The organism is Sinisalibacter lacisalsi (genome assembly GCF_014640115.1).
GTDB lineage: Bacteria > Pseudomonadota > Alphaproteobacteria > Rhodobacterales > Rhodobacteraceae > Sinisalibacter > Sinisalibacter lacisalsi.
The window spans coordinates 699,370-723,106 of the sequence record NZ_BMGI01000001.1; the positions used below are offsets into that span (position 1 = coordinate 699,370).

Below are 23,737 nucleotides of genomic sequence, written 5' to 3' on the forward strand. Positions count from 1 at the left end.
AAAATCTACTGGGAGGACCCAAGATGAAATCAACGACCAAAATCGCGCTCGCTTGCACGACGGCCCTGATCGGCACGTCGGCGTTTGCCGACAACCACGCCACCTACACGATCGGCATCACGCAGAACAACGTGGGCGTCGACAGCTATCAGACGACCTATGAAAAGGCGTTCATCGCCGCCGCCGAAGCCAACCCGAACGTCGATGTTGTCGTGCTTGATGCCGGTGGCGACGTGGCGCGGCAGATCGCCCAGATGGAAGACCTGATCCAGCAGGAAGTGGACGCCATCATCATCTGGCCCACCAACGGCGAAGCCGTGATCCCTGCCGTGCGCAAGGCCAGCCAGGCCGATATCCCGGTGATCGTCACCAATTCCAACATCGCCGAGGCTGGCTTCGATTTCGTCGCTTCGTTCTCCGGCCCGGACAACATCACGCAAGGGTCGCGTTCCGCCGAGATCATGTGCGACCGGTTCAAGGAACTGGGTATCGAGGATGAGGCCCGCGTCGTGCAGATCTCCGGTCAGCCGGGCTACACCACCGCGATCGAGCGGGCGCAGGGCTTCGAGGAGCGCCTGCCCGAGGTCTGCCCGAACGTGGACCTGGTCGAAACCCAGCCGGGCGACTGGAACCGCGAGAAGTCGCAGCAGGTCATGGAAGCCTTCCTCGTCAAGTATGACGATATCGACGGTGTCTATGCCGGTGACGACAACATGGGCGTCGGCGCGCTGAACGCCGCGCTCGCCGCTGGCCGGGCCGAAGGCATCACCTTCGTCGGCGCCACCAACTTCGCCGTCGGCTACGAGGCGATGGGTCGCGGCGAATACTGGGGTTCGATCTACCAGTCGCCGGTCGATGACGCCGAAGCGGCGCTCAAGACCGCGATCGACACGCTCAATGGCGAAGAGCTGCCGTTCCTCAACTACTTCGATACGCCGAAGATCACCCAGGACAACATGGACGAGTTCACCAAGCCCGTCTTCTGATCTTCTCCCTGAAGGCGCGGGGCGGTTACGGCCGCCCTGCGCCGACATCTTCACCGAACTGTATTTCCGGACAGGGGAGGGCAGGGTATGGCTCGTGTCGAGGGACGGTCCTGTATTGTCACCGGTGCGGCGCAAGGCATCGGGCGCGCAATCGGCGAGGCGCTGCTGGACGAAGGCGCGAATGTCTGTTTCGCCGACATCAACGACACCAAGGTTGCCGAGGTTGCCGAGCAAAACGCTGAACGTGCGGCCCGCGCCGGCGGGAAAGTGACCCACGCCGCCGTCGACGTGACCGACCGCGAGCAGGTTCGGGCCATGATCGCGCACACCGTCGGGCAATTCGGGCGCCTGGACGTGAAGTTCAACAACGCCGGTGTGAACAAGCCGATGAACTTCCTCGACGTGACCGAGGACAACTGGAATTTCATCATGGGGATCAACGGGCTGGGCTGCATGATCGGCATGCAGGAAGCGGCCCGCCAGATGATCGCGCAGGGCCGCGACGGCGACGGCATGGCCGGCAAGATCATCAACACCGCCTCGATCGCCAGCCGGCAGGGCTTCGACAACGTCGCACCCTATTGTGCCAGCAAATGGGCCGTGGTCTCCTTGACCCAGTCCGGCGCGCGCGACCTCGCCAAGCACGGCATCACCGTCACCGGCTTCGCGCCCGGGGTCGTGGCCACCGAGATGTGGGAGCAGGTCGACCAGGACCTGATGGAGATCGGTGCCGCCGAGCGCCCGGGACAGGCGATGGAGGAGTTTTCTGCCGAGATTTTGAAGGGCCGCGTGGCCAAACCCGGCGATGTGACCGGAACCACGACGTTTCTGGCCGCAAGAGACAGCGATTACATGACGGGGCAAATCGTCATGATCGACGGGGGCATGACGCTCGTCTGACGGGCGTTCATGTCAACCATCAGGGAGGAGAACATGGCGGAACTAACGACGAAGGGGCTGGGCAAGCTCCTTGCGAGGCAGGGGATCCTCGTGGCCTTCGTGGTTTTCATGATCGCGTTCGCGCTGGCCAACCCGCGCTTCATCGCGATCGACAATATCTCTGGCGTGATCCGGTCATCCGCCATTCTGGGCGTGATGGCGCTCGGTGTCACCTTCGTCGTGATCGGCGGCAATCTCGACCTTTCGGTCGGGTCCATGATGTCGTTCTCGACCATCGTGGTGCTCGACCTGCATGACAAGATCGGCCCCTCGCTGGCGATTCCGGCGATGTTCGCGATGACATTGGCGCTGGGCGGTTTCATAGGCTTTCTCGTCGGTTACCTGAAGCTCAATTCCCTGATCGTGACGCTGGGGATGCTATCTGCGATCCATGGCCTGACGCTGACCTGGTCGGGCGGCAAGAACATGGATATCGCCGACAAGGAAGGCACCTGGTTCAGCGTTTTCGGACAAGGCAGCATCGTGGGAATACCGGTGCCGATCCTGATGTTCGCGCTGCTGGCCGTGGTGCTCAGCATCATTCTGGGCAAGACGCCCTTCGGACGGAAGGTCTATGCGGTCGGCGGCAACGGAACCGCCGCGACCTTCTCGGGCATTCCGCGCGCGCGGGTCGTGTTCATGACTTACCTGTTCTCGGCCTTCTGTGTCGCGACCGCCGGCCTGATCCAGGCAAGCCGCAGCCTCGGAAGCCAGAACACCGTGGGTCAGGGGCTCGAACTGGAAGTCCTGGCCGCCGTCATTCTTGGCGGGGCTTCCCTGCTGGGCGGCTCCGGCACGGTTTTCAAGACGGTGATCGGGGTGCTGATCCTCGGTTTCATCCAGAATGGACTGCTGCTCATGGGGCTCGCCTTCTACGTTCAGTATGTCGTGACCTGGATCATCATCATCCTCGCCGTCTGGCTGGATATCGCCGCCAAGCGTGGCCGCCTCTGGTCGCCGATCGCGTAGGGAGGGCATGAGAATGAACAGCCAATTTCGGGTGAACCTGATCAAGCAAGGCGGCATCTGGGCCTTCATCGTGGTGGAGTTGATCTTCTTCTCGGTCGCCGGCGAGCTGCTCGCGGTCACCGACAAGGCCTTCATGGATTTCGACAACATGCTGCTGCTGCTCAAGCAGTCGGCCCCGATCGGGATCATCGCTCTCGGCATGACGATCATCATGATCAACGGCAACATCGACCTGAGCGTGGGCGCGATCTTCGCGCTTTCGGCGATCGTGCTGCTGGACAGCATGACCTGGCCATTCATGGCGGCCCTTGGCGATTGGGCCATCCCGCTGGCCTGGGGCTTCGCGCTGCTGACCGGCGTTGTCCTCGGGGCGGTGAACGGGTTCATCGTGTGGAAGACCGGGGTTGATGCCTTCATCGTCACGCTCGGCTCGATGCTGGGCTTTCGCGGCCTGGTCTTCATGTACAACGGCGAACAACCCACCAGCCACCTGAACTGGACGCTGGTCGATTTCGCTGAAGCGCAATTCCTCGGGCTGCACACGGCCACCTGGTTTCTGCTGGTGGCGGGCCTGCTTCTGTGGCTCCTGATGACGAGAACGGTCCATGGCCGCAACGCCTACGCGATCGGCAACAACCGCGAGGCAGCGGTCAACGCCGGCATTCGGGTTGGTCCGCATTTCCTGTGGAATTTCATGCTGATCGGGTTTCTCGCCGCGCTTTCGGCGGTGGTGTTCTATTCCGAAAGCGGTTCGGTCAACCCCAATGACGGGATGCTCTACGAGCTTTGGGCAATCACCGCCGTGGTGCTGGGCGGCACCAAGCTCACCGGCGGCTATGGCTCGATCGTGTCGACCCTAGGCGGGGTCATCGCGATCCAGCTCCTGCGCAAGGGGCTGGGCCATATCGGCGCCGATACCCAGACCGTGAACCTCGTTATCGGCCTTATCCTGATCACGGTGCTGTTTCTTGACCGGCAGCTGAACCGCAAAGGCAAGGAGGAGTTGAAGACATGACAGATCAGATCCCCGCATTGCGGCTGGAAGGCATCGTCAAGACCTTTCCCGGTGTCCGCGCCCTCGACAATGTTTCCTTCGAGGTCATGCCCGGCGAGGTGCACGCGCTGATGGGCGAGAACGGCGCCGGAAAATCGACCCTGATGAAGGTGCTGGGCGGAATCCACGACCCGGACGAAGGGCAGATCTACATCGCCGAAAAGCCCGTCGTCATGACATCGCCGATGCAGGCCAAGGCCAATGGTGTGGTCTTCATCCACCAGGAACTCAGCCTCGCCGATGAACTCAGCGTGGCGGAGAACATCTTTCTGGGCGAACTGCCGCGCAGGAGCTTCGGTCGCGTCGATTGGCAGACGCTCTACGATGCGACCGACGCGATCCTCAAGACGCTGAACGTGGGGTTCAACGCCCGCACCCGGCTTGGGGACCTGTCGATCGCCAACCAGCAGATGGTCGAGATCGCCCGCGCCCTGACCGTCGATCCGCGCGCGGTGATCTTCGATGAACCGACCGCTTCCCTGACCGATGCGGAGAAGGTCGTTCTGTTCAAGGTGATTGCCGACCTGCAATCGCGCGGTGTTGGGGTGATCTACATTTCCCACCGGATGGAGGAGATCTTCAAGATCACCGATAGGATCAGCGTCCTGCGCGACGGCCAGTATCGCGGCACGCTGAACACCGCCGAAACCAACGAGGAGGAAGTCACGCACCTGATGATCGGGCGCAAGCTGGATCTCAGCCGCAACGAGAGCCATCACGAGATGGGCGATGTGGCGCTCGAGGTGCGCAACCTCAGTTGCGGTGAGCTGTTCGAGGATGTCAGTTTTTCCGTCCGCCGCGGCGAGGTTCTGGGCTTCTACGGCCTCGTCGGGGCCGGCCGCACCGAGATCGCCGAAACGATCTTCGGCCTGCGCGATCCCTCTTCGGGACAGATCTTTCTGAACGGGGAGGAGGTGCGCATCCACTCGCCGCAAGACGCCATCCGGCGCGGCATTTCCTTGGTGCCCGAAGACCGCAAGGCGCAGGGGCTGGTGCTGGGCATGAATTGCCGCGACAACATGACCCTGCCGCAGGTCGATGACATGACGGCCGGGCCCTTCGTCAGCGACGGGGCCGAGGTGGCGATCTTCGACCAGTATCGCGACAAGCTGGATATCCGCACGCCCGGCTGGCGGCAGCTGGTCGGCAACCTCTCGGGGGGCAACCAGCAGAAGATCGTGATCGGCAAGTGGCTGTCGATGCACCCGGAGGTTCTGATCGTGGACGAACCCACCCGCGGCATCGACGTCGGGTCCAAATCCGAGATCCACAACCTGATCCGCGAACTCGCCGCCCAAGGCTATGCGGTGATCGTCATCAGTTCGGAAATGCCCGAGGTGCTGCACGTCTCGGACCGGATCGTGGCGATGTTCTCCGGCAAGGTGATGCGTGAATTCACCTCGGAGGAAGTGACCGAAGACAGCCTGATCCAGGCGATTTCGGGGATCTCGGGAGACAAGGTGGCCTAGCGTGCGCGTGGGATTTGCCGGACTTGGCAGAATGGGAGCCCCCATGGCGGCCAATCTTGCCGCCGCCGGGCATCGGCTCGTGGTCTGGAACCGTTCGGCCGAAAAGGCGCAGGCGCTGGCCGATCAAATCGGCTGCGGCGTCGTCGATACCCCGAGGGCGCTGACCGAGGCCGCGGAGGTCGTTGTCACCATGCTGGCCGACGACCGCTCGTCGGACGCGGTGCACCTGGGGCCGAACGGCCTTTTCGCCGGTCGGGGCGCTCGGGTGTTCGTCGAGATGGGCACGATGTCGCCGGATCACATCATCGCGCTGGCCAAGGCGGCGCCCGATGGATGCAGCGTGATCGACGCGCCGGTTTCCGGGGCGACGCAGGCCGCCGCCGATGCGCAGCTTCTGATCATGGCCGGCTGCACCGAGTGCGAGGCCATCCCGCTCCGGCCGCTGTTTGACGCCATCGGTCGGGCCACGATCTGCCTTGGATCGACCGGCGCCGGGGCGGTCATGAAACTTGCCGTGAATTCGATGATTCACGGGCTCAACCAGACGCTGGCCGAAGCCATGACCCTTGCCGAAGCGGCGGGCATCGCCCCGGAGGTTGCCTTCGAGGTGATCGAGAACAGCGCCGCCGCCGCGCCGATGCTGAAATACCGCCGCCCGCTCTACCTCGACGAGGCGGCGCATGACGTGACCTTCACGGTCGCGCTGGCCCGAAAGGACATGGCCGTGACCGCCACGCTGGCGAAGCGGCTCGGAACCGCCATGCCGCAGGGGCTGGTCACGCTGGAAACGCTGATCGAGGCCGAGGCGCGGGGCTACGGCGCCCGCGACATGGCTTCGATCCTCGACTTCATGAGAAAGGACACAGAATGAAGGCCGCCCTTTTCGTCGGTGGTTGGCAAGGCCACGCCCCCACCCGATTCGCGGACTGGTACAGGCAATTGCTCGAAGAGAACGGTTTCGAGGTTGCCATCCATGAAACGCTGGAGCCGCTTGAGCGCCCCGAAGACCTCGCCGACCTGGACCTGATCACGCCGATCTGGTCTTCGGCCCGGTCGGGCCACAGGGAAGAATTCGGCAACATGACGAAGCTGCAGGAAGATGGGCTGTTGAAGCTGATCGGTGCTGGTTGCGGGCTGGCGGGATGGCACGGGCATATGGGCGATGCCTTCCGCGATCGGCCAACCTATCACTTCCTGATCGGCGGGCAGTTCGTGGCTCATCCGCCCGGCTGGCCCGACAACCTCCAACCCAAGGAAGACTACATCAACTACGACGTGACAATCTGCCAGCCGGACCACCCTCTGGTGGAGGGCATCCGCAGTTTCCGCATCACCTCCGAGCAGTATTACATGCTGACCGATCCGTCCAACAACGTGCTGGCCACGACCACCTTCTCCGGCGATCACCTGTGGTGGATTGAGGGCACCGTGATCCCCGTCACCTGGACCCGTCGCTGGGACAAAGGGCGTGTGTTCTACTGCTCGATCGGGCACGAGCTGGACGATCTCAAGGTGCCTCAGGTCACCGAAATGATCCGCCGCGGGGCAATATGGGCCGCCGGAGGCCGGGCGGCGCTTTCGTAGCCCGCGCTCCCAAAGCCCCCGAGCGTCAGGCGCTGTCTGTCGCTTCGCCGAGCAAGGCTCGGGTGGCCACGAGGCAGCGCCGCACCAGTTCCTCGGCGCCGATCTCGTCACGCAACGCGTGGTTCGGCACCTCGACCGAGATCGGAATATCCGCGGGCAGGCGGGCGGCAATGGCCGTAAGGTCGATGCCGCCTTCGCCGGGCACCAGCCGCGCCGTTCGGCCGAGTTGCATCATCGCCGTGCCGTCGGGGTCATAGGGCACCGGTCCGTCGCAGATCTGCACGTAGTTCATCATTTCGCGTGGGATCGCTTCCAGCTCTTCGAGCGTGCTGTCGGAGCGGTCGAAGTGCAGGCAATCGAACAGGATCGCCGCGGCCGGGTGGCGCGCCGCCTCGACCAGTTCGCGCGCGTCGGCGATATTCCGGATCGCGGTCCATGGCATGAATTCGAGATCAGCAGTCAGGCCGAACTCCCCGACCATCTCGCAAAGCTGGCCGTAGCTGTCGATGATCCGCGCCCGGTCGGTGTCGTCGCCCGCTACCAGGACATGCCGCGCGCCCATGCCCTTCACGCGTTCGAGGAAGGGGCGAAAGCTTTCAAGGTCGGTCTCCGCGCCAAGCCGGATCATCTCGGCGTCCGACACCGTGAGGCCATGCGCGTCGAGCGCGGCCATGACCTCGGCCAGCAGCCTGTCGTCGGTCATCAGCGGTGGCGGGCTGTCGTCGGGGCCGGCAGGCAGAAGTCGAAAGCTGATCTCGTAAAATCCGAGGCGGGCGGCAAGCTCGATGGCCGCGACCGGGGGCAGCCCGTTCGCGGTCAGGTAACCCATGGAATAGCTGTGCGTCATGTCTGCCTCATTTCAGCGGGGAGAATGCCATCGGCATGGCGACGGTGGAGCGCATGTCGGGGGTGAGCCAGTCGGGCCCGCCCTTGGGCGGCCAGTTGCCGTCGGCAACCGATTGGCCGCGCGCCGCGCTGCGCGCTTCGAGCGACGGATAGGGCCAGATCTGGGTCAGCCGGGGGGCGCCGTCGACGCCATACATGGCGATGGTGCAGGGCGAGTATTCGTTCCGTTTCGGCAGCGCGGCCTGCCATTTCTCCATGGTGGGCAGAAGGCCGTTCAGCTTCATCGCATAGGTGCGGATCTCGTAGACCGGGCCGAATTCGCCGGGGATGATCGCGCCCATGAAGTCGAGTGGGCGGTAGCTTTCGACCTCATATCCGACGAGGTGCTCGGCACAGCCGAAGGGGTCTTCGGCCCGTGCAAGCCGTTCGCGCTCGACCAGCATTTCGCCCGCCTCTTCGTAACCGCGCAAAAGGTAAACCTCGTTGAGCTGCCCGATATCGGAAAACCAAGCGCCGTGCAGCGTGCCCGCGCCTTGCGCAATCCAGGCTTCGAGGCCGGCGGCGGCCTTGCCGGCGCCGAAGATCGCGGTGCGCAGGGTGGTCAGTTCATAAAACATTCTCTGTCTCCTTCTGGGTTTGGAGGCCCTTGACGGGTTGCCCGGCAAGCACGCGGCCGGCGATATAGCCGTAGGTCATGGCGGGGCCGAGCGTGATCCCGCCGGCAGGGTAATTGCCGCCCATGATCGAGGCGGCGTCGTTGCCGGTGGCGAAGAGTCCGGGGATCGGCGCGCCGGATGCGTCAAGCACCCGTGCCGCCGGGTCGGTGGTGAGGCCGGCGAAGGTGCCAAGGCTGCCGGGAACGATCCTCACGGCATAGAACGGGCCGTGGTCGAGCGCCCCAAGGGCCGGGTTCGGTTGGTGCCCGGGATCGCCCTGGATAAGGTTGTAGGGAGTCGTGCCCCGGCCAAAATCAGGATCTTCACCAAGCCGCGCCCCTGCGTTGAACCCGGTGATGGTTTCATCGAGAACCTCTGGGTCGAGGCCGGTGGCCCGCGCCAGATCCTCAAGCGTTCGGCCCCGCTTGAGGTAGCCGGTGGCAAGGTGCGGGGCATCGCGGAAGGGAAACGGCTTGACCGCACCGATCCCGAAGCGGCGCCGCGCGGGCGCGTCGGCGATGAGCCAGGCGTGATCGGCTCCGGCACGAAACAGGGCCGACATGAAATCGTGGTAACTGTCGGCCTCGTTGACGAAGCGCCTGCCGTTCGGGGCGACGGCGATGAACCCGGGCTTGGCGCGCTCGACGAGGTGCGGAAACCGGCTGGTTTCGCCGTAACCCTTCGGGACCAGCGAGACGGGGGCCCATGCCCCCGGATTGACGTAGTCCTTCGTCACCACGCCACCGGCGCTTTCGCCCAGCGTCAGGCCGTCGCCGGTGTTGGTTGGCGGCGCGGCCGAGTGGTGCCAGGTGCCATCCTTCGCGTGCTCGAACATCGTCGCGATGCGGGCGTTGTCATGCGGAAACCCTCCCGTGGCGAGAACCACGCCGCGATCGGCGCGGACCGGCCGCCCGCCAATGATGGCGCCGGTTACGCGGCCGTTTTCGCGGATCAGGTCGGAGGCCGGGGCTTCGGTCAGAACGGTCACGCCCAGATCGAGGGCCGAGCGCAGGAGGCGCGCGGCCAGCGCGTTGCCGTTGACGAGCTGGGTGCTGCGGCCACGGGTTGCGAGATCGGCGACATGGCGGGCGAGGCGGCGCCCGACGTGAAGGGCGTTGGCCGGGGACGCGCGCCAGTTGAAGAACCGGGCCATATCGGTGCCCGATGCGATCGCCATGCCCCAGATCGTGGTTTCTTCCAGCGCCGGGCGCAGACGGTGTGCCCAATCGCCGAGCCGCCGCCCGTCGAAAGGTGCGGCGCAAACCGATCGTCCGCCCGCGCTAGCGCCGCGCGTCGTGTGAAAATCCGGGATGCGGTTTCCGTCGATCCAGTCGACGGCGGTGTGATCGCGGAAGAATCCCACCATCTCGGGGCCATTTTCCAGGAAGGTGCGGATGCGCGGGTCTTCGGCCCGGTTGCCGATCTCGGATCGCAGGTAGGTGAGCGGCGCCTCGATGTCTTCTTCAATGCCCGCCGCGATGGCCAGCGGATTGCGGGGGATCCAGAGCCAGCCACCCGACCAGGCGGTTGTTCCGCCGATGAAGGGCGTTTTCTCCGCGACGATGACGCGAAGCCCGTGATGGGCGGCGGTGACTGCGGCGGAAAGCCCGCCCGCGCCAGAACCGATCACAAGGACATCGCAATCCCGGGTCATGGTGTCGGCGGCTGCCTGAGCAAACCGGCAAAGAAATGCGAGGCCGGCGCGGCGGCGCCAAGCTCGGCGGCGGCATCGAGGAGCGAGGGGGCAAGCTCCTCCATCCGCGCCTTCGGAAAGCGCACGGCGGGCCCCGCGATCGACAGGCAGCCAAGCACCTGCCCGTCGGCCACGCCGCCCGCGCGCACCGGCGCGGCCATCGCGCCCATGCCTTCGATGTAGGTGTTGACGGCGACCGAGTAGCCCCGCGTGCGGGTTTCCGCGATCACCTTCAGAAGATCGGCGATCGTGGCCGGCGTGGCCGATGCCTTCGCCATGCCCTCGGGGCGCAGCCCGGTTTCGCCCACAAGCGCCAGAACCTCGTCATCTGTCATCGTCGAAAGCAGCGCCTGGCCACCGGCGCTCGAGGCCGGATGCACACGCACGCCCTGTTCGCGGCCGGGATCGTAGCGCAACCCCACCGTCGCGCCCTGCGCCACGGCAACCCAGACCAGCCCCCGACCGTCGAGAACCGAGAGGCGGACGAGCTCACCGGAGGCCTGGGCGAGGCGGTCGAGGATCGGCTGGGCGATATCCGTCACGCCGGAACGGCCGAGAAAGCCAAGCCCCATCGCCGCGAGCCGGATGGTGAGCGCGTAGTCGCCCTGATCGCGCTCCTGCCGCACGTAGCCGAGCCGGGCCAGTTCGCGCAGCGTGCGGTGCACCCCCGAAACCGGCATGTCGAGTTTGCGCGCAAGCGTCGAAACCTGCATCCCCTCCGGGTGTTCGACCATCAGTTCGAGGATGGCGAGGGATTTCTCGAGAACACTGGACATGTCAAAGCCTCATCGGTTGCGCCGGCGCCCCGTTGGCGGCCGATGTCTTGATTGCTTCGATCACGCGCATGTTGGCAACCCCGTCGGCGAGGCTGACGAGGGGCGACGCATTGCCGCGCGCAACGGCCGCGAAATGCTCGATCTGCCCGATGTAGGGATCGGCCGGCGTGCAAGGCAGCGTCCCGCGCGTCATCCGGACCGTCCAGTCCGGCTCGTCCGCCGGGCGCCAGAACGCGAGGTCCGGCAGCGAGAGCGCCGCCAGCGTGCCCGCATAGGCATGGGCGATGGTATCGTGCGCGGGGAAGCGGGCAGGGTTCTCGCCCGCCGTCACGTCCCAGGCCCAGGGGCCGGTGGCGGCGTCCGAGATCGTGAGCGTGGCGATGCCGCCGGAGGCGAAAACGAGGATCGCGGCGGCGGTATCTTCCACGTCGAAACCGCGGTGATGGTTCGAGGCAAAGGCGCGCACCTCGGCGACCTCGCCCCAGAAGTGGCGCAGCAGGTCGATCTCGTGAATGAGGTTGATCGACAGCGGCCCGCCCGAGGCAGAGCCGCGCCGCCAGGCCACGTCGAAATAGGACGACGGCTTCGCGAGCGTCGAATTCACCGTGGCGGTGACCAGATCGCCCAGCCGGCCCGCCGTGATGGCGGCCTTCGCAGCCTTGATGATCGGGTTGTGCCGGCGATGATGGCCGACGAGCACGGGCACGCCGGTTTCCTCGGCCACCGCGATCAGCGCTTCACCGTCGGCCACGCTGTTGGCTACCGGTTTTTCCAGCAGGACCGGCAGGCCCGCGCGCAACAGCGCGCTGGTGATCGGCACGTGGGTGTCGTTCGGTGACGCGACGATGGCCGCGTCCGCCACGCCGGCATCGAGCAGCGCCCCGACATCGGTGAAAAGAGGCACGCCATGGCGCTCCGCGACGTCGGCGCCGGCGATCGGGTCGACCACCGCCGAAAGCGCCACGCCCCTCACATCCGCGAGCGTTGCCGCGTGGGTGTGGCCGATGATCCCGGCTCCGACAATGGCGATACGCAGGTCCGACATGCTTCTCCCCGGAGGTTTCGCAGTCAGGGATAGAGCGGGGCGGAAAAAAATGGAAGAAAATTTTAAACTTGAAACAGTTTCTAAAAAATTTAACGCTTGGCGTCGGACCCTGGCCGAGATTCGGATACCGGGGCGAGAGGGGGGGCGCGATGGCTGAAGAATTCGATGTGGCCGTTATCGGCGCGGGCGCCGGCGGTCTCGCCGCAGCGGTTTTTGCCGCGCTGGAGGGCGCGCGCGTCGTCCTGATCGAGAGTACCGACTATGTCGGTGGCACATCGGCCTATTCCGCCGGCACCACCTGGGCGCCGAACACGCGGCTGGCCGCCACCGTCGGGGCGGATGACAGCCCCGAGAAGGTGCATACCTATCTCGACGCGGCGGTGGGCAACCGCAGCCCGCGCGCGATGCGAGAGACCTTTGTCGACAACGCGCCGCGCGCGATCGACAGGCTGATGGACGAAACCGTGGCGCAATTCCGCGCCCGCCCTTTTCACCCCGATTACCTCCACGAGCTGGATGGCTCGACGACCTGTGGCCGCGCGCTGGAGCCCGAGCCGTTTCGCGCCAGCGAGCTTGGCCGCGACCTCAGGATGATCCGACCGGCGATCCCCGAGTTCACCATCCTCGGCGGGCTGCAGGTTGACCGCGACGACATCGGCCACCTGATGGCCATGGGCAAATCTCTGAAATCGCTTTTCTATTCCCTCCGGCTTGTGGGCACCTACGCGCTCGACAAGCTCCGATATGGCCGCTCGGCGCGGCTCGTCATGGGCAATGCGCTGGTCGGTCGGCTCCTGCTCGCGGCAAAGCGGGCCGGTGTGGATGTGCGGTTGAAAACGCGGGTTGTGGCGATCACGCCCGGCGGTGGCGCCAACCTCCTGAGCCTTGCCGATGGCGGCGAGATCCGGGTGAGCGGTGGGGTGATTCTGGCCACCGGCGGTTTCGGACGGCACCCGACACGGCGTGCCGAAATGCTGCCGGTGCCGCTGGCCGAGCACAGCCCGGCCGCGCCGGGGCACACCGGCGAGTTGCACGATATCGTCCTGGGTCTCGGTGCGCGCTACGGCGAGGGCGCGGCGACGAACGCGTTCTGGGCGCCTGTCTCCACCCGAAAGCGCCCCGACGGGAGCTGGACGGTCTTTCCGCATTTCCTCATGGACCGCTCCAAGCCGGGCGTGATCGCCGTAGGTGCGGATGGGCGGCGCTTCACCAACGAGACTCGCAGCTATCATGAGTTTGCCCTCGCGCAATACGCGACCGGGACGATCCCGGCCTTCCTGCTCACCGACGCCGCGGGCCTGAAGAAATACGGCCTTGGCATGGTGCGCCCCGGGGCCATGGGGGCGAAGGCGCTGATCCAGGACGGCTACCTCGTCGAGGCCACGACGCTCGACGAACTGGCGAAAAAACTTGCTATCGACGCCGCCGGGCTTTCCGAGACCGTGGCGCGGCTAGGCAGGTTCGCGGCGGCTGGTGTCGACGAGGATTTCCATCGCGGCGAAACCGTCTACGAGCGCGCCAATGGTGATGCCAGTCATGGGCCGAACCCAACGCTGGGCGAGATCGCCACGCCGCCCTTCTATGCGGTGAAGCTCTGGCCCGGCGATATCGGCGCGGCAACGGGGCTTGCCACCGACGCCGAGGCGCGCCTGCTTGGGCCCGACAATCAACCCCTTCCTGGGCTCTACGCCGTGGGCAACGACATGCAGTCGATCATGGGCGGCGTCTATCCCGGCCCCGGCATCACCATCGGCCCGGCCCTCACGTTTGGCTATGTCGCGGCCATGAGCGCCACCGCGCGGGCGCGGTCGGAATGAGCCGGGTTCTCGTCACCGGTGGCACCGGTTTCATCGGCCGCTGGGTCGTGGCCGAGCTGCGCGCGCATGGGCACGACGTAACCGTTTTCGACGCCCGCCCCAACCCGTCCGCACTGGACGAACTGCGGCCCGGGCTTGCGGCTGAGGTGCGCCTTGTTTCCGGCGATATCGCCGACGGTTCGGTGCGCGATGCAGCTCAAGGGGCCGACGGGATCGTGCACCTTGCCGGGGTGATGACGGTCGACGCCGCCGCCGATCCGGTGCGGGCGGCGGAGATCAACCTCATCGGCAGCCTTCACGTTTTCGAGGCGGCGCGGGCGCATGGCATCGACCGTATCGCCTATGTATCGACGGCGGGGGTGTTCGGGCCGGACGATCCGATCTACCCGCAGCCGATGACGCATTACGGCGCGCAGAAACTAGCCATAGAAGGCGCGGCGCGCGCCTACCTGCTCGACCATGGCCTGCCCTCGATCGGGTTTCGCCCCTACATCGTCTATGGCCCGGGGCAAAGCTCCGGCATTGCCGCCGGCCCTTCGATCGCGATCGGCGCGGCGGCGCGGGGCGAGGCGGCGACGATCCGTTTCTCGGGGCGGGTCGGATTCGTGCATGTGCGCGACGTGGCGGCACTGATGGTCGCCGCGGTGCGCGCCCCGGTCTCCGGAGCAACGGCCTATACCCTGTGCGGTGAAACCACCGGGATGGATGATTTCGTCCGCGAACTCCGGTCGCAGGCCCCCGGGGCGGAGGTGACGATCGAAGGGCCGCCGCTGCGCATTCCGACCGACCTTGCCACGTCGCCCCTGCCAACGGCTCTTGCCCGGGTTCCGGTTACCGGCGTGTCGGACGGCATCGCGGCCACGCTCGACTTCTACCGCGCTCGGCGCGGCATCGGGGCCGCATGAGCCGCTCGGCAGGACAAACGAATTGTCCAAGGATTGCCCCGGTTCATCCATTTTCTTGCGGTCGGGTTTTGGGGAGTGTCTTTGCCATGGGGCCAAGTGCGCAGAACGCCAATACCCCAACGGACGGGATGCTCGGGAGGCCAATGCAACCATGACAGGCACAACGGCGAAAGTCCAATCCGAGGCGCTTGCACCCGGGGCGGTCACCGGCATCGTGCCGAACGGTGAAACACTGGTCGTGCCGATCGTGGGCGACCCGATCGCGCAGGTGAAGTCGCCCGGCCTGCTCACCGCGCGCTTCGCGGCGATGGGCGAAAATGTGGTGGTGGTGCCCGCGCATGTCGTCCCGGCGGCGTTCGATACCTTCATGGCGGGCCTGGTGGCCACGAGGAACGTGCCCGGCCTCGTCATAACCGTGCCTCACAAGCAGGCCGCGCTCGGCCATTGCGCGGCGCTCACGGAACGGGCGCGGATGGCGGCTTCGGTCAACGTGATGCGCCGTGGCGAAAAGGGCTGGATCGGCGACAACACCGACGGCATGGGCTATGTCGAGGGCATTCTCGCCGCCGGCGGCGCCGTCGGAGACAAACGGGTGCTGCTCATCGGCGCGGGCGGTGCGGGCTCGGCCATCGCCTTCGAGTTTCTCGTGCGTGGCGCGGCGAGCCTCGCCATCCACGAAATCGACATCGCACGCCGTGACGCGCTCATCGCGCGGCTCGAAACAATGTTTCCCGGCCGCGTTTCGGTCGGGTCCGCCGATCCCACGGGATTCGACATCATCGCCAATGCAACGCCGCTCGGCATGCGGGCGGGCGACCCCTTGCCGGTGGAGGTCGACAAGTTGAGCGAGGGCCAGTTCGCGGCCTGCCCGATCACGAGACCTGCCCGCTCGCCCTTCATCGAAGCGGCGGCGGCAAAAGGATGCCTGACCATGCCGGGGCTCGGCATGTTCAAGGCCCAGGAGGGGCTTCTGGTTGATGCTCTTCTGACTTTGGAAGCGGATGAATAACACTTCAGGGAGGAAAACATGATCCGTAAACTTGCAATCACCACCGTGGCTGCCTTCGCGCTCGGCGCGGGTGCCGCCGTGGCCCAGGTCAAGATCGCCGATGTGGCCGAGCTTTCGGGCGCCGGCGCGGCCGCGGGCGCCGTCTGGCATGATGGCGTGAAGCTGGCCGTCGAAGAGGTCAACGCCGCCGGCGGTATCCTCGGCGAGCAGATCGAGCTGGCCGAATACGACAGCCAGACCGATCCGCAGATCAGCCGGGCCATGGTCCAGAAGGCGATCGACGAGGGCACCTACGTGCTGCTGGGCACGGTCTATTCCTCGTCCACCGTGGTCAACATGCTGGTCGCCCAGCAGAACGGTATGCCGCAGATCACCGGGTCGGAAAGCCCCACGATCACCGCCAAGGGCAACCCCTACATCTTCCGCACCGCCTTCGGGGCCCAAAAGGGCCTGCCCAAACTCGCCAGCTACCTCAAGGACGGGCTTGGCGCCGAGAAGATCGCCGTGGTCTGGGCCAACACCGAGTTCGGCCGGGGCGGTTACGACGCCTTCATGGGGCTGGTCGACGATTTCGGCTTCGAGATCGTTGCCGATGTGCCGACAGAGCAGGCGCAGGTTGATTTCGCCTCCGATGTCGCCAAGGTCAAATCCTCCGGTGCCGATGCGGTCTTCGTCTACCTCACCGAGGAAGAAAGCGCGCGCTTCCTGATCGAGGCCAACAAGCAGAGCCTCGACCTGCCGATGGGCGGCGATACCGTGCTGATCTCGCAAAAGGTGATCGACCTCGCCGGCGACGCCGCCAACGGGGCCTTCGGACACGTCGGCCTGACCGCCGAAGCACCGGTGCCCGCGATCAAGGAGATGGCCGCGAAGTTCCAGGAAGAGTTCGGCTACGGCGCCGACCACAACGCGATCAAGGGCTATATCGGCGTCTACATGATCAAGTACGTCACCGAGCAGATCGGCGAGTTCGACCGCGAGAAATTCGCCGAAACGCTGCGTGGTCTCTGCCTCGACGCCGAAACCCACCCGGGCATCCTGATGGATACCTGCTGGGACGAAACCGGCGAGATGAGCCGCGAGAGCTTCCTCGTGGAGGTGGTTGACGGCGCACAGCAGATCACCCAGACCCTCCCCGCGAACTGATCGTTCGCAAGCACGGGCGGCGCCTGACACGGCGTCGCCCGTTTTGCACCTGAACACCGCTTGAATCGGAGGCGCGGGCGCATGTCCGAATTTTTCCAGCTCATCGTATCGGGGCTTTCGACCGGGTCGATCTATGCCCTCGCCGCTGTCGGTTTCACCCTGCTGTGGCAGGCATCGCAGACCATCAACTTCGCCCAGGGCGAGTTCGTCATGCTGCCGGCCTTTTTGGTCCTGGCGCTTTCGGTCAAGCTCGGGTTCCCGCTCTGGCTGGCCATGCCGCTCGCCATAATCCTCGCGGTGCTGATCCTCGGCGTGCTGTTCAAGCGCCTCGTCGTCGAGCCGATGATCAAGCACGGCACCCTGCCGCTGGTGATCGCCACCATCGCGCTGGGCGTTCTGCTCAAGGAAATGGTCAAGGAGTTCTACTCGCCCCTCGGCCAGCCGTTCCCCAGCCTGTTTCCGCAGGACGTGGTCACGATATTCGGCGCGGTGATCTCGATCCCCGACATCGCCAATTTCGTCATCGCGATGGGCGCGATTGTCGCGCTGCAGCTTTTTCTCGGCGGCACCCGCACCGGACGCTCGATGCAGGCCACGGCGCAGAACCCCGACGTTGCCCAGATTCTCGGCGTCGATATCAAGCGGATGGTGCTCTACACATTCATGATCAACGGCGCACTGGCCGCCATCGCCTCGATCCTGATCACGCCGATCTACCTCGCCAAGTTCTCCAATGGTGAGACCCTCGGGCTGATCGCCTTCATCGCGGCCATCGTCGGCGGCTTCAACCAGATCCGCGGCGCGCTCGTCGGCGGCCTCCTGATCGGCATCATCGACAACCTCTCGGCCACCTATGTTTCGGCCGAATACCGCCAGGCGCTGCCGCTGATCCTGCTCATTGTTATCATCCTGATCCGGCCGCAGGGCCTGCTTGGAACCTCGGAGGGACGCACGGTATGACGCGCAAATCCATCCTATTCACGCTCGTTGCGCTGATTGCCCTGATTCTGGTGCCGCTCGGTCAGGGCAATTACATCATCTACGTTCTCACGTCCTGGCTGGTGTTCTCCATCGCCGCGATGGGGCTCAACCTCACGCTCGGCTATGCCGGCCAGATCAGCCTCGCGCAGGCGGCCTTCATGGGTATCGGCGCCTATATTGCCGCGCTGATCACGCTGGCGGGTTATCACTGGGTGCTGGGCTGGCTCGCCGCGATGGGGGGGACCTTCGTCATCGGCCTTCTGCTCGGCTACCCGGCCCTGCGCGTTCAGCATCATTTTCTCGCCTTCGTGACGCTCGCCTTCAACACGCTCGTCTTTCTCGTGCTGCGCAACGAGGATTGGCTGACCGGCGGCTCCCACGGCCTTGTCGGCATGCCGCGGCCCAACTTCTTCGGCCTTTCGACCGGCACGAACCTCGAGTTCTATTACTTCACGCTCGTTCTCTTCGTGATCTCCGGGGCGATCTTCTACTGGATCGTGAATTCGCCCTGGGGCCGGGCCTTCAAGGCGCTGCGCGAAAACCCGGTGCGGGCCGAGAGCCTCGGCGTCGATACCCGCCGCATCACGCTGCTGGCCTTCGCCATCGGCTCGGCCTTCGGCGGCGGCGCGGGTGCGATCATGTCGCCGCTGGTGCAGTTCATCGAGCCCGGGTCGTTCGCCTTCATCCATTCGCTGAAGATCCTGCTCATGGTGGTGGTCGGCGGCGCGGGCTTCTTCTTCGGCCCGATCCTGGGCGCGGCGGTGGTGATCCTGCTGCCCGAGTTCCTGCGCTTCACCGAAGGCTACTACCTGATGATCTACGCCAGCCTCGTGATCGTGCTGATGATCTATTCGCCGAGTGGGCTGATCGGCGCCGGCCAGAAGCTCTACGCCCGCCTCCGGCCCGGCCGGGAAACCCGCAAAGACATGGAGAAGGGGGCCCAGTTGTGAGTGACTCCGTCCTTTCCGTCCGCAACATATCGAAGTCTTTTGGTGGCATCCACGCGGTGCGCGATGTGTCCTTCGATGTCGAGAAGGGTGAGGTGCTTGGCCTTATCGGTCCGAACGGCTCGGGCAAGTCGACGCTGTTCAACTGCGTGCTCGGCCAGCTCCGGCCCGACCGGGGCGAGGTGCAGATCAATGGCCACCGCGTGGGCAACATGCGGGCCTCGCGGCTCAACAAGCTGGGCGTGGGGCGCACCTTCCAGCAGCTCTCGGTCTTCCCCCAGATGTCGGTGCTCGATAACATCATCCTTGCCGGGCAGGAGCATCACGGCAATATGGCCACCCGCCTGTTCGGCCCCTCCGACGCGGGGCTGACGAAAGAGGCCGATCAGCTGATCGCCTTCTTCCGGCTCGAACATCTGCGCGACGAGATGGCGGGCAGCCTGTCCTATGGCCAGCAGAAGCTCGTCGACGCCGCCATGGCCTTCATGGCCGGGCCTTCGCTCGTGCTGCTCGACGAACCGGCCGGGGGGGTGAACCTGACCATGCTCGGCAACCTGCGCGAGCGGCTGGAGACCTATAACCGCGAACATGGCACCACCTTCGTGGTGATCGAACATAACATGGAATTCGTCATGTCGCTCTGCACCCGGATCATCGTGCTCGCCGAGGGCGCGATCATCGCCGAGGGAACGCCGGACGAGATCCGGTCGAACCAGCAGGTCATCGACGCATATCTTGGAGGCTGACGGATGCTAGAACTCAAGGACATCTACGGCGGCTATGGCAAGATCACGATCCTGAACGGCACCTCGTTCAAGATCCCGCGCGCCTCGATCACCACCGTGATCGGCCCTAACGGCGCGGGTAAATCGACCGTGTTCAAGGCGATCTTCGGCCTGCTCAACATCCATTCGGGACAGATCCTGCTCGAAGGCACCGACGTGACCGGCCGCACCCCCAAGCAGATGATCGACGCCGGGGTCACCTACGTGCCGCAAGGGCGCAACGTGGTGCCGCAACTCTCCGTCTATCACAACCTCGAGCTTGGCGGCATCACCGCGCGCGACCAGCGCAAGCTGCGCGACCGGATCGAACAGGTGATGGACCAGTTCCCGATGCTGCGCGAGTTTCGCAACCGCAAGGCCGTCGAGCTTTCCGGCGGCCAGCAGAAGCAGCTCGAGGTCGCGCGTGCGCTCCTGCTTGATCCCAAGCTCATGCTGGTCGATGAGCCGTCCATCGGCCTCTCGCCCAATCTGGTGAAGGATGTCTTTCGCACCTTGCAAGACCTGCGCGACCAGGGCGTGACCATCCTCATGGTGGAGCAGAACGCCAAGTCGGCGCTGGCGGTCTCGGATTACGGGCTGGTGCTGGAACTCGGACAGGCCAGGATGCACGACGAAGCCGCCAAACTGCTTGCAGATCCGCGGGTCGGCCACCTCTTCCTCGGTGGCCATATCGACGAGGAAGAGACGGCCTGACCGCGCCGCGCGCGCCTCACCACAGGCCCGGCTGACCGGGGCTTCTTGGGTCCGAAAATACCTTGGGGGTGAATGGCGAAGCCAGAGGGGGGCAAGGCCCCCTCGCACGACCTCAGCTGGGATGGGCGTCGCCGAAATCGCCGAACGCGGCCCATCCGCCGTCGACGGAAAGCGTCACTCCGGTGATCGCGCTGGCGGCGGGGGAGGCAAGAAACCAGATCGCCTCCGCAATCTCGGCCGGTTCGACCAAACGGCCCATCGGCACCCTGCGCTCGATCGCGGCAAGGTCGATCCGGCCTGCGTCCACCAATTTGCGCACCAGCTTGGTTCCGGCGTAGCCCGGCGCCACCGCGTTCACCCGAACGCCCGCCTCCGCCCATTCGCAGGCCAGCGAGCGCGTCATCATCGCGATGCCGGCCTTGGCCGCGCCATAGGCATTGCGCCGGGGCAGGCCCACGACTCCCGCGATCGAAGAGAGGTTTACGATCGCGCCGCCGCCTTGGCCGATCATCCGGCGCGCCGTCTCGCGCGCGACCAGGAAAGCCCCGGCGAGGTGCACGTCGAGAACCCGGCGGAAGTGCGCGATCTCCTGCTCCAGCGTCGGCAGGTGACTGTCGCCGATCCCGGCGTTGTTCACCAGCACGTCCACCCGGTCGAGCCCGGCGAGAAGGGTGCGCACGGCGTCTTCATCGGTCACGTCGAGGCTGTGGCCTTCGTGTTCTGGCCCAAGCGCGTCGGCGGCATCGGCCGCCCCGGAGAGATCGGCGATAACCACGCGGTAGCCGCGCGCCGCGAACAGCTCGGCGGTGGTCCGGCCGATCCCCTCGGCGCCGCCGGTGATCAGGGCGACAGGATCAGTCATCGGCGTAGCCGGGGCGCGGCACGTGGCTCATGAGCGTCTGCCCGTAGCCGCCGTCCACCAGCACCTCCTGTCCGGAGATGTAGCTGGCGCGCGCCGAGGCGAAGAACAGCACCGCCTCGGCGATGTCTTCCACCCGGCCGATCCGGCGCAGGGGCACCACCGCCTCGCGCGCCGCCTTGGTGCGGCTGTCGGCGTAGAAGGTTTCCGAGAGCGGCGTGCGGACGAGCCCGGGCGAGACGACGTTAGAGCGCACCCCGCGCGGCCCCCATTCGAAGGCAAGCTGGCGCGACAGCATCGAAACCCCGGCTTTCGAGGCGGAATAGGCGTTGGAAAACGCCTGCTGGTGGTTGCCCGAGATCGAGCCTACATGCACCAGAGCCCCCGCACCTCGCTCCAGCATCCCGCGCCCGAAGGCCTGGGCGCAGCGCAGATAGCCGGTGAGATTGACCGACAGCATCCTTTCCCAGTCCACGATGTCGATCTCGTCGAGATTGCCGGGCGAGAGGAGGGCGGCGTTGTTGACAAGGATATCGGCGGGGCCGAGCCTGGCCTCGACGGCGTCAACCGCCGCGGCCACGCTCGCGGCGTCGCTCACGTCGCAGGTGACGGCGAGCCCGCCGGTTTCGCGTGCCGCCGCTTGCGCGGCCTCCCCGTTGAGGTCGAGCAGCGCCACCTTCGCACCGGCGCCGGCAAAGGCGGCCGCAATCGCCGTGCCGATCCCGCCGCCCGCACCCGTGACGACGGCAACCTTGCCTTCCAGCCCGAGCCAACTCATGCCGTCGCCCCTTGCGCGCCGATCCCCGCCAGCGCGCGGCCGGTGATGTAGCCGAACACCATCGCCGGGCCGAGGGTGATCCCCGCGCCGGGGTAGTTGCCGCCCATGATCGAAGCCCGGTCATTCCCCACGGCGAAGAGCCCGTCGATGCGGCTTCCGTCGGGTCGCAGGACCTGGCCCGATACAGCCGTGCGCAGCCCGTCGAAAGTGCCCAGGTCGCCCATGATGATCTTGAGCGCGTAGAACGGGCCCTGACGGATCGGGCCGACGCAGGGGTTGGGCTGGTGCGCGGGATCGGCCAGGTAGCGGTTGAAGCTGGTGCTGCCCCGGTTGAATTCAGGGTCTTCGCCCTTCTCGGCGGTCGCATTGTAGGCCGTCACGGTGGCCTCCAGCGCGGCCGCGTCGATCCCGGTTGCGCGGGCAAGGTCGGCCAGCGTCGCGCCCTTCTGCAGGTAGCCATTTGCGATGTAGCGCCCGAGCGGGACCGGGGCGGGCTTGGCGTATCCAAGGCCGTATTTCCTGATCGTCGGATGATCGCAGATCAGCCACGCGGCGGTTTCCGCCTCGCCCTCGCAGGCGCGCATCAGCGCCGCGCCCACGTCATGGTAGCTCTCGCTTTCATTGGTGAAGCGCCGCCCCGTCTTGAGCACCGCGATGACACCCGGCTTGTAGCGGTCGAGCAGGTGCGGGAAGGCCCCGAACTTGCCCTTGCCCATCGGCACCTTCGAAACCGGCATCCAGGCGGAAGTATCGTTGAACTCGATCGGTGCATGCCCGCCGATCGCCTCGGCAAGCCGGATACCGTCGCCAGTGTTGCCCTCGGGCACGGGTGAAAAATGCTCGCCGCCCCGCGCGAGGTGCGGATAGGCCTTCTTCAGCTTTTCCCGGTCATGCGCGAAACCGCCGGTGGCGATCACAACGCCCTTGCGTGCGGTCAGTGTCGCGCCCGGCACGCGCACGCCGCGCACCCGCCCGTCCTCGATGATGAGCTTTTCGGCGGGCGTGTCGGTGTAGAGCGGAATATCGAGATCGAAGACCGATTTTGCCAGGCGGGCGGCGAGGGCGTTGCCGCTCGTCACCTGCACGCCACGGCCATGCCGCGCGACCTCGCCGAAATGCTTGACCATCCGCCTGCTGACATAGGCAAAGCTCGACAGGCTCTTGGTGGCATTGAAGAAATGCTTGATGTCGGCATTGGAGGAATTGAACATCATCCCCATGAAGGTGATCGTCGCCAAAGGCGGGCGCAGGCGCTTGAGGTTTTCGCCCAGCGCCGAGGTGTCGAACGGCGCGGCGAGGATCGAGCGCCCGACGTCGACGCCACCCGGCACATCGGGGTGATAATCGGGGTAGAGCGTGGGCACGAACTTGACCGCCGTTTCCCGCTCGAAGAAGTCGACCATCTCGGGCCCGGTGTCGATGAAGGCCTCGACCGCGTCGGCATTGTAGAAATTGCCGGTTTCCTCCTTCATGTAGGTGATCGCGGCCTCGCGGTCGTCGTCGATGCCCGCCGCCTTGGCGTGGGGGTTCATCGGAATCCACAAGACACCGCCCGAGAAGGCCGTGGTGCCCCCGAACACAGGCTCCTTTTCGATGATCGCCACCGAAAGCCCGTGCTTTTTTGCGGTAATCGCCGTCGACATCCCGCCGGCGCCAGAACCGATGATGACGACGTCGTAGGTTTCTTGTGCCTTCGGCCGCAGGCTCATGCTTTCCTCCCTGGATTTGCCCGGCGATTACGCCTCCGGGGGAGGAAATCGCCAATGGACAGGGAGAGGTTTTTGTTGGACTATTCCTGTT

Annotated in this window: 23 protein-coding genes; 15 read left to right on the forward strand and 8 right to left on the reverse strand. The window is 65.6% G+C overall.

From position 1 onward, the window contains the following. The first annotated feature begins 23 nt into the window (after nt 1-23). The 7 genes from IEW01_RS03515 to IEW01_RS03545 all read left to right on the forward strand — a co-directional run bounded on the left by IEW01_RS03515 (nt 24) and on the right by IEW01_RS03545 (nt 7,001). On the forward strand, nt 24-986 hold the full coding sequence (locus IEW01_RS03515; protein WP_188526199.1) for a sugar ABC transporter substrate-binding protein: 963 nt from the start codon (nt 24-26) through the stop codon (nt 984-986). Nucleotides 987-1,073: 87 nt separating this feature from the next. Then, a complete protein-coding gene (locus IEW01_RS03520) occupies nt 1,074-1,886 on the forward strand; it encodes an SDR family NAD(P)-dependent oxidoreductase (RefSeq protein WP_188526200.1) in 813 nt (270 codons plus the stop codon). A gap of 33 nt (nt 1,887-1,919) precedes the next feature. After that, on the forward strand, nt 1,920-2,894 hold the full coding sequence (locus IEW01_RS03525) for an ABC transporter permease (RefSeq protein ID WP_188526201.1): 975 nt from the start codon (nt 1,920-1,922) through the stop codon (nt 2,892-2,894). A 13-nt stretch (nt 2,895-2,907) separates the two neighbouring features. Then, nucleotides 2,908-3,909 carry an ABC transporter permease gene (locus IEW01_RS03530; RefSeq protein WP_188526202.1) on the forward strand — a complete coding sequence of 334 codons (1,002 nt, stop codon included), beginning with the start codon at nt 2,908-2,910 and terminating at the stop codon, nt 3,907-3,909. After that, nucleotides 3,906-5,417, forward strand: a complete 1,512-nt coding sequence (locus tag IEW01_RS03535; RefSeq protein WP_188526203.1) for a sugar ABC transporter ATP-binding protein — start codon at nt 3,906-3,908, stop codon at nt 5,415-5,417. The genes IEW01_RS03530 and IEW01_RS03535 overlap by 4 nt, the downstream gene beginning before the upstream one ends. Before the next feature lie 7 nt (nt 5,418-5,424). Continuing rightward, nucleotides 5,425-6,288, forward strand: coding sequence for an NAD(P)-dependent oxidoreductase (locus IEW01_RS03540; protein WP_268236801.1), 864 nt, complete (start codon nt 5,425-5,427; stop codon nt 6,286-6,288). Further along, entirely contained in the window at nt 6,285-7,001 is a 717-nt protein-coding gene (locus IEW01_RS03545) for a ThuA domain-containing protein (RefSeq protein ID WP_188526205.1), read from the forward strand. The genes IEW01_RS03540 and IEW01_RS03545 overlap by 4 nt, the downstream gene beginning before the upstream one ends. 25 nt (nt 7,002-7,026) lie before the next feature. Here the strand turns inward: IEW01_RS03545 and IEW01_RS03550 are convergent, their stop codons facing one another. Genes IEW01_RS03550 through IEW01_RS03570 form a run of 5 tightly spaced genes read right to left on the reverse strand, consistent with a single transcriptional unit; the run spans nt 7,027 to nt 12,017 of the window. After that, complete coding sequence (locus tag IEW01_RS03550; RefSeq protein WP_188526206.1) at nt 7,027-7,848, reverse strand: sugar phosphate isomerase/epimerase family protein; 822 nt, start codon at nt 7,846-7,848, stop codon at nt 7,027-7,029. Between the two features lie 7 nt (nt 7,849-7,855). Further along, nucleotides 7,856-8,464: an NIPSNAP family protein gene (locus IEW01_RS03555; protein ID WP_188526207.1), complete on the reverse strand. Its 609-nt coding sequence runs from the start codon at nt 8,462-8,464 to the stop codon at nt 7,856-7,858. Then, nucleotides 8,454-10,157 carry an FAD-dependent oxidoreductase gene (locus IEW01_RS03560; RefSeq protein ID WP_188526208.1) on the reverse strand — a complete coding sequence of 568 codons (1,704 nt, stop codon included), beginning with the start codon at nt 10,155-10,157 and terminating at the stop codon, nt 8,454-8,456. Before IEW01_RS03560 ends, IEW01_RS03555 begins: the two co-directional genes overlap by 11 nt. Next, nucleotides 10,154-10,972 carry an IclR family transcriptional regulator gene (locus tag IEW01_RS03565; protein WP_188526209.1) on the reverse strand — a complete coding sequence of 273 codons (819 nt, stop codon included), beginning with the start codon at nt 10,970-10,972 and terminating at the stop codon, nt 10,154-10,156. The genes IEW01_RS03560 and IEW01_RS03565 overlap by 4 nt, the downstream gene beginning before the upstream one ends. Before the next feature lies 1 nt (nt 10,973). Beyond that, the gene (locus IEW01_RS03570) at nt 10,974-12,017 is read right to left on the reverse strand and encodes a Gfo/Idh/MocA family protein (RefSeq protein WP_188526210.1); all 1,044 of its coding nucleotides are present in this window, start codon (nt 12,015-12,017) and stop codon (nt 10,974-10,976) included. A 149-nt stretch (nt 12,018-12,166) separates the two neighbouring features. Here IEW01_RS03570 and IEW01_RS03575 point away from each other — a divergent pair, with 149 nt between their 5' ends. The 8 genes from IEW01_RS03575 (at nt 12,167) to IEW01_RS03610 (ending at nt 20,300) form a co-directional block, all read left to right on the forward strand. After that, nucleotides 12,167-13,834, forward strand: coding sequence for an FAD-dependent oxidoreductase (locus tag IEW01_RS03575; RefSeq protein ID WP_188526211.1), 1,668 nt, complete (start codon nt 12,167-12,169; stop codon nt 13,832-13,834). Next, the gene (locus tag IEW01_RS03580) at nt 13,831-14,739 is read left to right on the forward strand and encodes an NAD-dependent epimerase/dehydratase family protein (protein ID WP_188526212.1); all 909 of its coding nucleotides are present in this window, start codon (nt 13,831-13,833) and stop codon (nt 14,737-14,739) included. Before IEW01_RS03575 ends, IEW01_RS03580 begins: the two co-directional genes overlap by 4 nt. A gap of 151 nt (nt 14,740-14,890) precedes the next feature. After that, a complete protein-coding gene (locus tag IEW01_RS03585) occupies nt 14,891-15,748 on the forward strand; it encodes a shikimate dehydrogenase family protein (protein ID WP_188526213.1) in 858 nt (285 codons plus the stop codon). A gap of 18 nt (nt 15,749-15,766) precedes the next feature. Continuing rightward, a complete protein-coding gene (locus tag IEW01_RS03590; protein WP_188526214.1) occupies nt 15,767-16,894 on the forward strand; it encodes an ABC transporter substrate-binding protein in 1,128 nt (375 codons plus the stop codon). An 81-nt stretch (nt 16,895-16,975) separates the two neighbouring features. Beyond that, nucleotides 16,976-17,854 (forward strand): branched-chain amino acid ABC transporter permease, encoded by an 879-nt coding sequence (locus IEW01_RS03595; protein WP_188526215.1) that lies wholly within the window; start codon nt 16,976-16,978, stop codon nt 17,852-17,854. Continuing rightward, nucleotides 17,851-18,825 (forward strand): branched-chain amino acid ABC transporter permease, encoded by a 975-nt coding sequence (locus tag IEW01_RS03600; protein ID WP_188526216.1) that lies wholly within the window; start codon nt 17,851-17,853, stop codon nt 18,823-18,825. The genes IEW01_RS03595 and IEW01_RS03600 overlap by 4 nt, the downstream gene beginning before the upstream one ends. Then, on the forward strand, nt 18,822-19,568 hold the full coding sequence (locus IEW01_RS03605) for an ABC transporter ATP-binding protein (RefSeq protein WP_188526217.1): 747 nt from the start codon (nt 18,822-18,824) through the stop codon (nt 19,566-19,568). The genes IEW01_RS03600 and IEW01_RS03605 overlap by 4 nt, the downstream gene beginning before the upstream one ends. A gap of 3 nt (nt 19,569-19,571) precedes the next feature. Further along, complete coding sequence (locus tag IEW01_RS03610) at nt 19,572-20,300, forward strand: ABC transporter ATP-binding protein (RefSeq protein WP_188526218.1); 729 nt, start codon at nt 19,572-19,574, stop codon at nt 20,298-20,300. A 112-nt stretch (nt 20,301-20,412) separates the two neighbouring features. On the opposite strand, the gene IEW01_RS03615 is transcribed toward IEW01_RS03610, so the two are convergent. From IEW01_RS03615 to IEW01_RS03625, 3 genes are read right to left on the reverse strand one after another with little or no spacing between them, the layout of a single operon-like run. Beyond that, nucleotides 20,413-21,162 (reverse strand): SDR family oxidoreductase, encoded by a 750-nt coding sequence (locus IEW01_RS03615; protein WP_188526219.1) that lies wholly within the window; start codon nt 21,160-21,162, stop codon nt 20,413-20,415. Next, complete coding sequence (locus IEW01_RS03620) at nt 21,155-21,937, reverse strand: SDR family NAD(P)-dependent oxidoreductase (protein WP_188526220.1); 783 nt, start codon at nt 21,935-21,937, stop codon at nt 21,155-21,157. Before IEW01_RS03620 ends, IEW01_RS03615 begins: the two co-directional genes overlap by 8 nt. Further along, nucleotides 21,934-23,646 (reverse strand): FAD-dependent oxidoreductase, encoded by a 1,713-nt coding sequence (locus IEW01_RS03625; protein WP_188526221.1) that lies wholly within the window; start codon nt 23,644-23,646, stop codon nt 21,934-21,936. Before IEW01_RS03625 ends, IEW01_RS03620 begins: the two co-directional genes overlap by 4 nt. Nucleotides 23,647-23,737 lie beyond the last annotated feature (91 nt).